Raw genomic sequence first — 12,221 nt, 5'->3', positions numbered from 1 at the left:
TGGGAAAGAAGCAGCGTGAAGAGGCTTAGCGGGTGGGACGCTGTGCTGCTCTACAGCGAAACACCGAACGTGCACATGCACACCATCAAAGCCGCCGTCATCGAGCTGGACACTGACCGCCGGTCGCTGGACGTCAACGAGTTTCGCGAAGTCATCGCCGGGCGGCTGAACAAGCTCGATCCGTTCTGCTACCAGCTCGTCGAGGTGCCGCTGCACCTGCACCACCCGATGTGGCGGGAGAACTGCGAACTCGACCTGAACTATCACATCCGCCCCTGGCGGGTGTCGCCGCCCGGCGGCCGCCGCGAACTGGACGAGGCCATCGGGCAAATCGCCAGCACCCCGCTCGATCGCAGCCGACCGTTGTGGGAGATGTACTTCGTGGAAGGCTTGGCCAACAACCGGATTGCGGTCGTCGGCAAAATCCACCACGCGCTGGCCGACGGCGTCGCGTCGGCGAACCTGTTGGCGCGGGGCATGGACCTGCAACCTGGCCCTGAGGGCGGGCCGTACGTCTGCGACCCGGCACCGACCACGCGGCAGCTCATGGCGTCGGCATTCGCCGACCACATGCGCCACATCGGAGCGCTGCCCCACACTATCCGCTACACCGCTCAGGGGTTGGGCCGGGTGCGCCGCAGCTCCCGCAAATTCTCCCCGGAACTGACGCGGCCCTTCGAGCCGCCGCCGACTTTCATGAACCACAAGATCACCCCGGAACGACGGTTCGCGACCGCCACCCTGGCCCTGGCCGACGTCAAGGAGACCGGCAAGCGGCTCGGGGCGACGATCAACGACATGGTGCTGGCCATGGCGACCGGCGCCCTGCGCACCCTGCTGCTGCGCTACGACGGCAAGGCCGAACCGCTGCTGGCATCGGTACCGATGAGCTTCGACTTCTCGCCCGAACGGATCTCGGGTAACCGCTTCACGGGCGTGCTGGTGGGCCTGCCGACCGATTCCGACGACCCGCTGGAGCGGGTGCGGTGCTGCCACGAAAACGCCATCGCGGCCAAGGAAAGCAACCAGCTGATGGGGCCGGAGCTGGTCAGCAGGTGGGCGGCCTACATGCCACCGGCGCCCACCCAGGCCTTCTTCCGGTGGGCCTCCGGACGCGACGGACACAACAAGATCCTCAACCTGAACATCTCCAACGTCCCCGGCCCCCGGGAACGTGGCCGGGTGGGCGGGGCGCTGGTCACCGAGATCTATTCGGTGGGCCCGTTGACCGCAGGCAGCGGCCTGAACATCACCGTGTGGAGTTATGTCGACCAGCTCAACATCTCGGTACTCTCGGACGGGTCCACGCTTGAGGACCCGCACGAGGTTTCCGAGGCGATGGTCGCCGACTTCATCGAGATACGCAGGGCCGCAGGGCTTTCCGAGGATCTGACGGTCATCGAGGTCGCGATGGCGCCGGCGTGATCGGCACGGATTCCTAGCCGCTCGGCTCCGGCGGTAAGCCGAATCTCTCCGGGACGTTAACGTCGTTTCCGCCGACCGTTACCATCGGTCCGACAGGAGCAATCTCAGAGCCACCGATCCGTGTAAGGAGCTGCCGCACCGTGAGCAGTGGAAACCAAGAGGCCGGCACCGAAGAACCCGAAGTTCTAGTCGAACAACGGGATCGAATCCTCATCATCACGATCAACCGGCCCAAGGCCAAGAATGCGGTCAACGCTGCGGTCAGCCGGGGACTTGCGGACGCGATGGATCGCCTCGACGGCGACTCCGATCTCTCGGTGGGCATCGTCACCGGGGCGGGCGGCTCATTCTGCGCGGGCATGGATCTCAAGGCGTTCGCCCGCGGTGAGAACGTCGTCGTCGAGGGCCGCGGCATGGGCTTCACCGAACGGCCGCCGGCCAAGCCGCTCATCGCCGCCGTCGAGGGATTCGCCCTGGCCGGCGGTTGCGAGCTGGCGCTGGCCACCGACCTGATCGTGGCGGGTACGGACTCGGTCTTCGGGATTCCGGAGGTCAAGCGTGGGCTGGTCGCCGCCGGCGGGGGCCTATTACGGCTGCCGGAGCGCATACCGTATGCGATCGCCATGGAGCTGGCGCTCACCGGCGACCAGCTGTTGGCCGAGCGCGCGCATGCGCTGGGTCTGGTCAACGTCTTGGCAAAGCCGGGGAAAGTGCTGGAGGCGGCCATCGCACTGGCCGAGAAGATCACTGCCAACGGACCGCTCGCGGTGGCGGCGACCAAACGCATCATCGTCGAATCGCGCGGCTGGAGCCGCGACACCATGTTCGCCGAGCAGATGAAGATCCAACTGCCGGTCTTCACGTCCAACGACGCCAAGGAAGGCGCCATCGCGTTCGCGGAGAAGCGCCCACCCAAATGGACGGGCACTTGATATCTGGTAGCCGGATCCTCTTCTGCCGCAAGGCTTGCCGGGTTGCTGAGCGCGCGGGTGCCCCGGGCCCGAGGCAGCACGGCGGCCCGCGCACCGGCGGGCCGCCGGTGGGAGGGCCGCGCGATAGTTGGATGATCTAAACTACAAGCGGACATGACACTTTTGGCCAGCTTTGTAACGCGTTGATACCGGAGAAAGATCGAGGATGAGCATTTCGCTGCTGCTCGAGATGGCCGCGTCGGGCAACGCGGAGCGCACCGCGGTGGTGTCCGGCGACCTGCGGCTGACCACGCAACAGCTCAGCGACCTGGCCGACGGTGGCGCATGCGTGATCGCCGGGTCGAACGCCAAGCACGTCGCGTACGTGGGTACCGGCGGCGCGATGTTGCCGGTGCTGATCTTCGCCGCGGCGCGCGCCGGGGTTGCTTTTACGCCGATCAATTATCGGCTCTCCGCGGACGGCATCCAGGGGCTGATCGAGCGGCTACCCGAGCCGTTGGTGATCGTCGACAGCCGCTACCGCGACGCCGTCGGCAACGCCGCAGACCGGGTGATGGTCTCCGACGACTTCCTGGCGGCCGCGCGCACCGCCGAACCCGACAGTGAAAGTCTCGCGTTTCCCGACCCGGACTCCGTCGCCATCGTGCTGTTCACCTCCGGCACCACGTCGCAGCCCAAGGCCGTCGAACTCTCACACAACAACCTGACCAGTTACGTCACCGGGACAGTGGAATTCGGAGCGGCCGAGGACTCCGACGCCGCCCTGATCTGCGTCCCGCCGTACCACATCGCCGGGGTCAGCGCCGCGCTGTCGAATCTGTATGCCGGCCGCAAGATGGTATACCTGCCCAATTTCGATGCGCAGGAATGGGTTCGGCTGATCAACGCCGAGAACGTGACCACCGCGACGGTGGTGCCCACCATGCTGGACCGCATCGTCACCGTGCTGGAAAACGGCGACGGGCCGCCCATCGAGCTGCCATCGCTGCGCAACCTGGCCTACGGTGGCTCCAAAGTCGGACTGCCGCTGGTACGTCGTGCGCTCGGGCTGCTGCCCAACGTGGGCTTCGTCAACGCCTACGGCCTTACCGAGACCAGCTCGACGATCGCGGTATTGACACCCGACGACCATCGCGCGGCGCAGGCGGCGCAGGCGCACCATGTCGTCCGCCGGTTGGGCTCGGTGGGGCAAGCGGTCGCCGGCATCGAACTGCAGATCCGCGACGAGGCCGGCAATGTCCTACCGCCGGGCGAGACCGGCGAATTGTTCGTGCGGGGCGAGCAAGTCTCGGGCCGCTACACCGGTATCGGCTCGGTGCTCGACGAAGACGGCTGGTTCCCCACCAAGGACATCGCCATGCTCGACGACGAGGGCTACCTGTTCATCGGCGGGCGCAGCGACGACACCATCATCCGCGGCGGCGAGAACATCGCGCCCGCCGAACTGGAAGAGGTCCTGGTCGAGCACCCCCATGTGCGTGATGTCGCCGTGGTCGGCGTCGAGGACCCACAGTGGGGCCAGGCGATCGTCGCTGTAGTGGTGCCGGCGGCGGGCACCGAACCCGACCCCGAAGAACTGCGCGACTTCGTCCGCAAGACTTTGCGCGGATCGCGCACCCCAGACGAGGTAGTGTTTCGCGACGAGCTGCCCACCACCCCCACCGGCAAAGTCTTGCGGCGAGAGATCATCCAGGCCCTCACCGGATTGCGCGCCGCACCGGCCCAGCAGTAAGCGATCAAGGACGGAAATCAATGATCAAGAACGGAACTCGTCTCGCCAGCCAGGTTTGTGACACGCAGGTGATCGTCGTCAGAAGTGCCGACAGCCTGGACGACCTGCGGTGCGGAGGTGTGCCGATGGTGCCGGTCGGGGGGGAGCGGTCGGGCGAACTGGACCCGGCCTTCGCCGAGGGCACGGTGATGGGTAAGCGCTACGTCGACGAAACCGGCGCCGAGGTGCTGGTGACCAAGCCGGGCGCGGGGAGCCTGAGCATCGGGCAGACTGCCCTGCAGCTCAAAGAGGTCAAGCCGCTACCGGCCAGCGACTGAGCGTGTCACCGCGCGGCGCCCTGCCTTCCCGGAATCTTGTTCCGGGCCACGAATTCCTTTGCCTTGATCAGGAATTCGAGCTGCTCACCCACCTGGTGTAGCGGGCCCGCATTGCGAGTGGAGCGGGAGAGCACGATCGCGCCCTCCAGCGCGGCGATCGACATCACGGCCAGCGACGCGGCATCGGCATCGTCAAAACCGTCGTTGACGAATGCTCGGGTCAGCGCGGCGCACCAGCGGCCCAAGATGGCGCCTGCCTCGGTGGACAGCTTGGGGCCGTCGTCGCCCGAACAACCGATCGCGGCCGCCACGACCGGACAGCCGGCGGTGAATCCGCCGTCGGTGAGGAGCCGCTCCCAGAACCCGACGAACTCCTGCAACAACGCCCGCGCACCCCGGTCTGCGGCGTCGTCGATCATGGCCGTAATGGAGTCGCCGGAGTAGCGCAGCGCCTCGATCAGGATCTGGTTGCGCCCGTCGGGAAAGTGGTAGTAAACCGAGCCGCGTGGCGCGCCGCTGCGGGCGAGCACGGCGTCGATGGTGACTCCCGCGGCTCCGCGTTCGCGCATCACCTCGGCCGCGCTGGCCAGCATCTTCGTCCGGGTGCCACCGCGTTTTGCCGGGCCTTGTTCCGAGGCGGCCGCACCGTCAGCGGTCATGCGTGTACCTGTCATGGCTGGGGTCATGCGGCGTGCGAGTGCCGCACCGCCGGCCAGTGCATATGACGCGGGCCGAAGCGGAATTTGCGGCGCGGCAAGTCCGGCATCTCGCGGGTGAATTGATAGCCGGCGACGTTGAGCTCGATGATCCACATGATGTTCTCCCGGCCTGTGTGCGGCCCTTGATTATGCTATGAACCATATAAGACATCCGTAAATTAATCTATTTCTCAGCCGAGGTGTGATCTACGCCGCATAAATTCGCTGGGTGGACCTGGGCTGCACGCCCGACCCGGGCGCGTATTCGGTCCAAATTATGATTTTTTGCATAATCTCGAGCTGACCGTCGGCCAACCCGCGTCGTCCGGCACCAACCGCAAAACGCCGAACGTGCACCCACGGCGAAAAATCGGCAGAAATTTCGCCATGAGTGCACGGTCGACGCGCGCGAGGCCTAGCTCTCGATCGTGTGACCCATCGGCATCAGCACGCTCTTCTGCTGCGTGAAGTGCTCGACGCCTTCTGGCCCGTTCTCGCGGCCGATCCCGGAGTTCTTGTAGCCGCCGAAGGGGCAACAGGGGTCGAACGCGTACCAGTTGATGCCGTAGGTGCCGGTGCGGATCTTCTCCGAGACCGCGATGCCGCGGTCGATGTCGGTGGTCCACACGCTGCCGGCCAGGCCGTACACCGAGTCGTTGGCGATTCTTATCGCGTCCTCCTCGGTGTCGTAAGCAATGATGCTCAGCACTGGACCGAAGATCTCTTCCTGGGCGATCGTCATCTCGTTGTCGACGTCGGCGAAGACCGTGGGCTGCACGAAGAAGCCGCTGTCCAGGCCTTCGGGGCGGCCGCCGCCGCACACCAGCCGCGCGCCCTCCTCGATGCCCTTGGCGATGTAGCCCTCGACCCGGGCGCGCTGCTTCTCCGAGATCAGCGATCCGATCTGGGCCGCCGGGTCCGTCGGGAGGCCCACCGGCAGCGCCTGCACGAAAGCGCTTACCGCGTCCACGATTTCGTCGTAGCGCGAGCGTGGGGCCAGTATGCGGGTCTGGGCCACGCAGGCCTGTCCGGTGTTCATGATCCCGGAGAACACCAGCATCGGGATCGCGGAGGGCAAGTCGACGTCATCGAGGACGATGGCGGCGGACTTGCCGCCGAGCTCCAGGGTGCAGGGCTTGAGCATGTCGGCGGCCCGCCGGCCGATCTCCTTGCCGACGGCCGAGCTGCCGGTGAAGGAGAACAGGTCGACGTCGGGGTTGGACGTCAGCGCCTGCCCCGTCTCGATCCCGCCGGGCACCACCGACAGCACGCCCTCGGGCAGTCCCGCCTCGGCGAAGGCCTCGGCCAAAACGTTTGCGCTCAGCGGGGTTTCCGCGGCCGGCTTGAGCACGACCGTGCAGCCGGCCAGCAGCGCCGGCCCCAGCTTGTTGACGGCCAGAAACAGGGGCACATTCCACGCGACGATCGCGCCCACCACGCCGATGGGCTCGCGATGGACAATGCTCTGGCCGTAGCCGCCGGTGCGGATCTCTTTCCACTTGACCTGGTCGACGGCGGGGCCGGCGAAGAAGTTCAGCGCCCCGATCGAGCTCATCCAATGCATCGTTTCGACGCCGGTCGGCGGCTGGCCGGTCTCGGCCGCGAGCAGCTGGGTGAACAGGTCCTTGCGCTCCTCCATCAGCTTGAGCGCGTTGGCGATCACGGCCGCGCGCTCCTTGGGCGGCGTCGTGGGCCAGGGTCCGTTGTCGAACGCGGCGCGGGCCGCGGCGACCGCCGCGTCGACGTCGGCGGCCGCCGCCAGCGGCACCTTGCCGACGTACTCGCCGGTGGCCGGACAGCGCACCTCGATCACCTCGTCGGTCGATGGCTCAGTCCACTTGCCGCCGATGAAAAGCTTGTCGTATTCGGTCTTGGTGTCGGACATATTCCGCCGCTCCTCCTACCCTTCCAGATCGCACTGCCCTGCTTGTCGTCGTCGGCGGGCCTGGGCGCCACCCTACCCAAACCGACGCGAAACGAGAACACGTTTCACTATTGGGGTTGCAAGACCAGCACCAGATTGCTCACCAGGAACTCGCGCAGCATCGGCACGCCCGTCAGCCACCACGCCCATCGTGGGTGGTAGCGGGGAAAAGCGGCCACCATCGCCCCAGTGTTCTCGGCCCAGCTGAGCCCCTCGGCCGCCGACACCGCAAACAACGACGACCCGTAGTCGTTTTTGGCTGGATGGCCGTGCTTGTGGGCGTAGCGGGCGGCGGCGCGGGGCCCGCCGAGGTAATGGGTCAGGCCCATCTCGTGCCCACCGAACGGGCCCAGCCACACGGTGTAGGAGAGCACGGCCAGGCCACCGGGCTTGGTCACCCGCAGCATCTCGCCGCCGAGCTGCCAGGGCCGCGGCACGTGCTCGGCGACGTTGGAGGACAGGCAGATGTCCACGGAGTCGTCGGCGAAGGGCAGCGCCATGCCCGAGGCGCGCACAAAGGTTCCCGCCCCCCGGGCGACGGTGGGCCCGGCCGCATGCATCTCGCTGGGGTCGGGTTCGACCCCCACATAGCGCAGCCCGGCATCGGTGAAGGCCGCCGCGAAGTAGCCCGGCCCGCCGCCGACATCGAGCAGCGTGCGACCGGAAGCCGGCTCGCCGTGGGTGGCCCGCCACAGATCGCTCACCATGGCAGCGGTATCGGCCGCCAGGGTGTTATAGAAGCGGGCCGGATCCGCCTGCTCGTAGCGAAACTCCGACAGCAGCCGCACCGAGCGGGCCAGCGTCGCCCGGCGAGCAAAAACTCGCGTGCAATCCGGGGTCACCGCCACCGGCCAACCCTACGGCCGACGGCGCACATACTGTGGCGGCAAACAGGGTACGGAAGCACAGACGACGCGGCTCCGACGAAGGTGGCTCAGGCAGCGAATGGACGTCCCGAATTGGGTGTGGGCCCTGACCCTCCTGGGCATCGTCGGCCTGTTGTCCTTCGATTTCTTCTTTCACGTGCGCAGGGCGCACGTCCCGACGGTGCGGGAGGCGGCGGTCTGGTCGGCCGCCTACATCGGCATCGCGCTGCTGTTCGGCGTGGGCCTGCTCGTGTGGGGCGGCCATGAGCAGGGACCGGAATATTTCGCCGGGTACGTCACCGAAAAGGCGTTGTCGGTCGACAACCTCTTCGTGTTCCTGATGATCATGGCCAGCTTCCGCGTCCCGCGCGAGGATCAGCAGAAGGTGCTGCTGTTCGGCATCGTCTTCTCCCTGACCGCGCGCACCGGCCTCATTTTTCTCGGTGGCGCGCTGATCAACACTTTCGCGTGGGTTTTCTACCTGTTCGGGTTGATCCTGTTGATTGCGGCCGGCAGCATCCTGCGGCCCGAGGACCCGGAGGAGTCCCGCAGGGCCGACAACGTCGTCATCCGGGTGGCGAAGCAGGTCGTCCACACCTCTGAGCACTATGACGGCGACAAGTTGTTGACAACGGTGGACGGCCGGCGCGCGTTGACGCCCATGCTGTTGGTGATGGTCGCCATCGGCGGCACGGACATGTTTTTCGCACTCGACTCGATCCCCGCGATCTTCGGCCTCACCCAGAGTGTCTACATCGTCTTCACCGCGACTGCGTTCTCGCTGCTGGGACTGCGGCAGCTGTACTTTCTCATCGAGGGCCTGCTGGACCGACTCGTCTACCTCTCGTATGGCCTGGCGGCGATCCTCGGTTTCATCGGCATCAAGCTCATATTGCATGCGCTGCACGAGAACAACGTCCCGTTCATCAATGACGGCGAGCCGGTCACCCTGGTCGAGTTCAGCACTTACCTGTCGCTGGGCGTGATCGTCGGTGTCCTCTCCGTCACCGTCGTCGCGTCGTTGCTCAGCCCGATGGGCAAAGCGCGGACTGCGATCGCCGGCGCGCGGCGGCACGCGACGGCCTACCTCGACTCCGAATACACCCACGATCCCGACGAACGCGAGCGCATCTTCCGCAAGCTGCTGGGCGAGCGCGACCAGATACTCGCTCTCGGTCCGAAGTACCGCCAACTGGTGCGCGACGAGCCGGCCCTGATCAACCTGTTCGACCGCGCCGCGGCCAAACACGACGAAGCCGTCGGCCGCGGCGAGGCCGAGCCGTTCACCAGGATGGGGCTGACCTCCTGACCATGGCCGCTGTTCAGGGTTGCGCTCTCGTGTTCGACTCCCTGCTTGATGCGCTCGGCCACTCGTGGCGGCCCGGAAGGCGCAGGCGCGCCGCAGCCGCCTCGCCATGGCGCACCGACCCCTCCCCATTAGGCTGACCGGTGATGTCTGCTCTGCGCTCGGTCCTGCTGCTGTGCTGGCGCGATACCGGGCACCCGCAGGGCGGTGGCAGCGAAGCCTATTTGCAGCGGATCGGCGCCCAGCTGGCGGCATCGGGGATCGCTGTGACCCTACGTACCGCCCGCTATCCCGGCGCGCCGCGCGGCGAGGTCGTCGACGGCGTGCGGATCAGCCGGGCCGGTGGCCGCTACTCGGTGTACGTCTGGGCGTTGCTGGCGATGGCCTCGGCGCGGCTGGGTGTCGGATCGCTGCGCGACGTCCGGCCCGACGTGGTCGTCGACACCCAGAACGGCTTGCCCTTTCTGGCCCGGCTGGTCTACGGCCGCCGGGTGGTGGTGTTGGTGCACCACTGTCACCGCGAGCAGTGGCCGGTGGCCGGGCCGGTGCTGGGCCGGCTCGGCTGGTTCGTCGAGTCGACGCTGTCGCCGCGGGTGAACCGGCACAACCAGTACGTCACGGTGTCGCTGCCGTCCGCGCGTGACCTGGTCACCCTCGGCGTCAACGGCTCGCAGATCGCGGTGGTGCGCAACGGCCTGGACCGAGCGCCTGCGCAATCGCTGACGGGCCCACGGTCGGCGGCGCCGCGGGTGGTGGTGCTCTCGCGGCTGGTACCGCACAAGCAGATCGAGGACGCCCTGGAGGCGGTCGCGCGGCTGCTGCCGCGGCTCCCCGGCCTGCACCTGGACATCGTCGGCGACGGCTGGTGGCGCGAGCGACTCGTCGAGCACGTGCGGCGGCTCGGCATCACTTCGGCGGTGACGTTTTACGGGCATGTCGACGACGTGACCAAACACCATGTCCTGCAAGGGGCCTGGGTGCACCTGTTGCCGTCACGCAAGGAGGGCTGGGGTCTGGCCGTCGTCGAGGCGGCGCAGCACCGGGTGCCGACCATCGGCTACCGGTCCTCGGGCGGCCTGTCGGACTCGATCGTCGACGAGGTCACCGGGATTCTGGTGGACAGCCACGCCGAGCTGGTGGATCGGCTTGAAGAACTGCTCGCCGATCCGGTGCTGCGCGATCAACTCGGCGCCAAGGCGCACACTCGCTGCGCTGAATTCTCCTGGGCGCAAAGCGCGGACGCGATGTGCGGCGTGCTGGAAGCGGTGCAGGCCGGCCGCAAGGTCAACGGGCTAGTCACCGGGCGGGACTGAGCCGGCGCGACGCCGCCACGCACCCATCACCGCGCCGGCGCCGCCGCCGATCAGCAGCGCCAGCCACGCTAGATGCGCGGCCATCGTCGTCGTCCGCCGCCCGGCCGACACCCCTGGGGTCTGCCCGCCGATGCGGTAGAGCGCAATCTCGTGGTCCCGATAGACCGGGGACAGCGCGGCCAGCGTCCGGCCGGACGCCCCCATGTCGCCGGCGCTGTCGGATTCCACCACCAGCCAGCCCACCCCGGCCGCGGCCAGTGCCGCCGGATCGGGCCCGGAGAGCAAGAGCCTCTGCACCGCTCGCGCCTGCGTGCCCTCCCCGGCAATGGTGGTGCCGGAGATCACCAGGTCACCGGTGCTGAGCACGTCGGCGCGCACCCACCGGGGCAGCGGGTCCAACACCGGTGCGGGACCCGACCAGGAGAACAGCCGCATGGTGCCGGCGGGCAGCGTCGCGACCGCGTCCGGTTGGGCGTCGATCGCCGCGGCGAGCGCGGTCCAACCGCGCGGATAGTGCACCGGCGTCACCTTGCCGAACACCCCCCAGGCCAGGTCGGGCAGCGCCAGTAGCAGCGCCAGGCAACAGACCAGCGCAGGGGCGGCGGTCCCGGAAAGCCGTAGCCACCGGCGCAGCGTCAGCACCGCGCCGGCACCCGCCAGGGCGTAGCCCGGCGCCGCCAGCGCCACCCACTTCTGTCCGTCACGCAGCACCCCGAACGCGGGCACGGCGTCGACCACCGTGCTCAGCAGCCGCAGGCCCGGGCCGGTCGCCAGCGCCGCTGGGACGAGCACGCTCACCGCCGCCAGCACCAGCACGGGCACCGCCCCCGGGCGCCCGATGACCGTCGGCAGGCCCGCGACCACCACACCCAGCAGCACCACGGCCGAGAACACCGCGAAAAGCGTGGTGCGCGAACCGGGTACGGCGTCGCCGTTCCAGATGCCGCCGAGGCTGGCCAGGCTGGCCAGGGTGCCCAACCCGGGCTCGGCGCGGGGCGCGAATGCCTCGACCCCGAGCCGGTTCGCCGCCGTGTGGGCGGTTAGCGACGAGCCCATCGCCGACGCCGTCAGCCATGGCAGCGCGGCCACCAGTGCGGCACCGAGCGCCGCGGCGGCGCACCACCGGCGCGGCCGGCCGGTACCGGGCGCCGCCACACAGACCAGCGCCACCGTCGCGGCGAGCAGCAGCCCGGTCGGGGTCAGCCCGGCCAGCGCGATCCAGAAGGCCAGCCCGCAGAACACCAACCGGCTCGCCGCCGTCGTCCGCAGTGTCAGCATGGCTGCGGCCACCCACGGCAGGCAGCCGTAACCGACCAACAGGCTCCAATGTCCCTGCAGCAGCCGTTCTGCGACATAGGGATTCCAGATCGCCACGGTGGTACCCACGAACTGGCCGGAAATGCCCGCGCATGGCAGCGCGACCGCGACCAGCCGGGCTGCGCCCCACCCGGAAAGCCACAGCCCGAGAACCAGCAGGCTCTTCACCACGACGCCGCCGTCGACCAGATGGGAGGCCAGCGCCACCGCGAAATCCTGGGGGGTGGCGCGTGGCGCCGACGTCAGCCCCAGCGCGGTATCGGACAGATAGGACCGCGGCGTGGAAACCGCGTCACGCAACAGCAGGTAGCCGGGCGCCAAGAGCGGCCCGACCACCAGCAGCGCCAAGACCAGTGCGTACCCGGGGCGGGTCCACCGCACGGTCAACGCA

At 68.1% G+C, this 12,221-nt stretch carries 11 protein-coding genes; 6 read left to right on the top strand and 5 right to left on the bottom strand.

The genetic code is table 11. The annotated features are described in order from the left end of the window. The first annotated feature begins 15 nt into the window (after window positions 1-15). The 4 genes from AC5Y4F_RS16045 (at window position 16) to AC5Y4F_RS16030 (ending at window position 4,406) form a co-directional block, all read left to right on the top strand. The gene (locus AC5Y4F_RS16045; protein ID WP_499997570.1) at window positions 16-1,425 is read left to right on the top strand and encodes a WS/DGAT/MGAT family O-acyltransferase; all 1,410 of its coding nucleotides are present in this window, start codon (window positions 16-18) and stop codon (window positions 1,423-1,425) included. A gap of 140 nt (window positions 1,426-1,565) precedes the next feature. Further along, window positions 1,566-2,357: a crotonase/enoyl-CoA hydratase family protein gene (locus AC5Y4F_RS16040; protein ID WP_067931690.1), complete on the top strand. Its 792-nt coding sequence runs from the start codon at window positions 1,566-1,568 to the stop codon at window positions 2,355-2,357. A 205-nt stretch (window positions 2,358-2,562) separates the two neighbouring features. Continuing rightward, window positions 2,563-4,089: a class I adenylate-forming enzyme family protein gene (locus tag AC5Y4F_RS16035; RefSeq protein ID WP_067931692.1), complete on the top strand. Its 1,527-nt coding sequence runs from the start codon at window positions 2,563-2,565 to the stop codon at window positions 4,087-4,089. A gap of 20 nt (window positions 4,090-4,109) precedes the next feature. After that, window positions 4,110-4,406: a hypothetical protein gene (locus tag AC5Y4F_RS16030; RefSeq protein ID WP_067931694.1), complete on the top strand. Its 297-nt coding sequence runs from the start codon at window positions 4,110-4,112 to the stop codon at window positions 4,404-4,406. Window positions 4,407-4,411: 5 nt separating this feature from the next. On the opposite strand, the gene AC5Y4F_RS16025 is transcribed toward AC5Y4F_RS16030, so the two are convergent. The 4 genes from AC5Y4F_RS16025 to AC5Y4F_RS16010 all read right to left on the bottom strand — a co-directional run bounded on the left by AC5Y4F_RS16025 (window position 4,412) and on the right by AC5Y4F_RS16010 (window position 7,870). Further along, entirely contained in the window at window positions 4,412-5,065 is a 654-nt protein-coding gene (locus tag AC5Y4F_RS16025) for a TetR/AcrR family transcriptional regulator (protein WP_231986290.1), read from the bottom strand. A 23-nt stretch (window positions 5,066-5,088) separates the two neighbouring features. Next, the gene (locus tag AC5Y4F_RS16020; protein ID WP_255404998.1) at window positions 5,089-5,220 is read right to left on the bottom strand and encodes a hypothetical protein; all 132 of its coding nucleotides are present in this window, start codon (window positions 5,218-5,220) and stop codon (window positions 5,089-5,091) included. 299 nt (window positions 5,221-5,519) lie between these two features. Then, window positions 5,520-6,989 carry an aldehyde dehydrogenase gene (locus AC5Y4F_RS16015; RefSeq protein WP_499997569.1) on the bottom strand — a complete coding sequence of 490 codons (1,470 nt, stop codon included), beginning with the start codon at window positions 6,987-6,989 and terminating at the stop codon, window positions 5,520-5,522. Between the two features lie 107 nt (window positions 6,990-7,096). Then, window positions 7,097-7,870: a class I SAM-dependent methyltransferase gene (locus tag AC5Y4F_RS16010; RefSeq protein WP_156749943.1), complete on the bottom strand. Its 774-nt coding sequence runs from the start codon at window positions 7,868-7,870 to the stop codon at window positions 7,097-7,099. Between the two features lie 103 nt (window positions 7,871-7,973). On the opposite strand from AC5Y4F_RS16010, the gene AC5Y4F_RS16005 reads away from it, so the two are divergent. Together AC5Y4F_RS16005 and AC5Y4F_RS16000 are read left to right on the top strand one after the other, a co-directional pair. Next, complete coding sequence (locus AC5Y4F_RS16005) at window positions 7,974-9,203, top strand: TerC family protein (RefSeq protein WP_499997568.1); 1,230 nt, start codon at window positions 7,974-7,976, stop codon at window positions 9,201-9,203. A 143-nt stretch (window positions 9,204-9,346) separates the two neighbouring features. Next, the gene (locus AC5Y4F_RS16000) at window positions 9,347-10,513 is read left to right on the top strand and encodes a glycosyltransferase family 4 protein (protein ID WP_499997567.1); all 1,167 of its coding nucleotides are present in this window, start codon (window positions 9,347-9,349) and stop codon (window positions 10,511-10,513) included. On the opposite strand, the gene AC5Y4F_RS15995 is transcribed toward AC5Y4F_RS16000, so the two are convergent. Beyond that, window positions 10,493-12,211 (bottom strand): MmpA family trehalose lipid delivery protein, encoded by a 1,719-nt coding sequence (locus AC5Y4F_RS15995; protein ID WP_499997566.1) that lies wholly within the window; start codon window positions 12,209-12,211, stop codon window positions 10,493-10,495. The genes AC5Y4F_RS16000 and AC5Y4F_RS15995 overlap by 21 nt on opposite strands. Window positions 12,212-12,221 lie beyond the last annotated feature (10 nt).

It is taken from the genome of Mycobacterium sp. NGS56 (assembly GCF_059812425.1).
This window is presented reverse-complemented; position numbering and strand designations above follow the sequence as displayed.

Bases quoted from the DNA above. Each gene is read 5' to 3' on its own strand.
- AC5Y4F_RS16035 (WP_067931692.1), top strand. From the start codon at position 2,563: ATGAGCATTTCGCTGCTGCTCGAGATGGCCGCGTCGGGCAACGCGGAG.
- AC5Y4F_RS16030 (WP_067931694.1), top strand. From the start codon at position 4,110: ATGATCAAGAACGGAACTCGTCTCGCCAGCCAGGTTTGTGACACGCAG.
- AC5Y4F_RS16025 (WP_231986290.1), bottom strand. From the start codon at position 5,065: ATGACCGCTGACGGTGCGGCCGCCTCGGAACAAGGCCCGGCAAAACGC.
- AC5Y4F_RS16020 (WP_255404998.1), bottom strand. From the start codon at position 5,220: ATGTGGATCATCGAGCTCAACGTCGCCGGCTATCAATTCACCCGCGAG.
- AC5Y4F_RS16015 (WP_499997569.1), bottom strand. From the start codon at position 6,989: ATGTCCGACACCAAGACCGAATACGACAAGCTTTTCATCGGCGGCAAG.
- AC5Y4F_RS16005 (WP_499997568.1), top strand. From the start codon at position 7,974: ATGGACGTCCCGAATTGGGTGTGGGCCCTGACCCTCCTGGGCATCGTC.
- AC5Y4F_RS16000 (WP_499997567.1), top strand. From the start codon at position 9,347: ATGTCTGCTCTGCGCTCGGTCCTGCTGCTGTGCTGGCGCGATACCGGG.